General features: G+C 46.0%; 1 protein-coding gene. It reads right to left on the minus strand.

Going from position 1 to position 711, the window contains the following annotated elements; genetic code table 11:
- Positions 1-133 precede the first annotated feature (133 nt).
- Entirely contained in the window at positions 134-541 is a 408-nt protein-coding gene (locus tag VI25_RS22510; RefSeq protein ID WP_045687225.1) for a 6-pyruvoyl trahydropterin synthase family protein, read from the minus strand.
- Positions 542-711 lie beyond the last annotated feature (170 nt).

A 711-nucleotide genomic window follows, 5' to 3' on the forward strand; every position in this document is an offset into this window, starting at 1 on the left:
GGCAATAGCGGTAATCTTCTCATCGTCGCTCTGCGCAAAAGCGTCCGGGCGAAGAGGTGTGCGCAAGGCACTGTCCAGATGGGCGTCGGCAGCGGGAGTATTACTGTCCGCAGCTGAAGCAGCGGGCTCAGAGTTAGCCATGGTATTCTACAAAATTGCGTTCGGTCTCATACAACGTGACCGACAATGTTAGGTGCTCCTCTAAATGGGGACGCAAGCGGTTCCAAATCACAACAGCAATGTTTTCAGCCGTTGGATTGAGGTTCCGGAATTCCTCTGTATCCAAGTTCAGATTCCTATGGTCAAAGGTATCCAGAATCTCGCGCTTCATGAGGTCACTTAAAATCTTCATGTCATACACGTAGCCAGTACGGGGGTCTATCTCACCCGTTAATCGTACGATGAGCTCGTAGTTATGTCCGTGATAGTGAGGGTTATTGCATTTGCCAAACACCCACTGGTTCTGTTCATCACTCCACTCAGGGTTGTGGAGGCGATGCGCGGCGTTGAAGTGCTCTTTGCGACAGACGGTGACTTGCATAGGCGGAGACAACTTGGTTGAAGGTGCTTTTGTTCAACCTTATACAGGAAAACTAGGCAAAAGACTAATGTATTCTAACAATAGTATATAGGTATTAAATAGATGTTTTTGGCAGTTAAATAATATGGTATATGAATTATCAAACAAAAGTAGCGATTCTTCAAAAAAAA

Origin of the sequence: Hymenobacter sp. AT01-02 (assembly GCF_000961955.2) — a bacterium.
GTDB classification, from domain to species: domain Bacteria; phylum Bacteroidota; class Bacteroidia; order Cytophagales; family Hymenobacteraceae; genus Hymenobacter; species Hymenobacter mucosus.

What these genes read in the sequence shown, in the direction of transcription:
- VI25_RS22510 (WP_045687225.1), bottom strand. Translation starts at nt 541, where the DNA reads ATGCAAGTCACCGTCTGTCGCAAAGAGCACTTCAACGCCGCGCATCGC.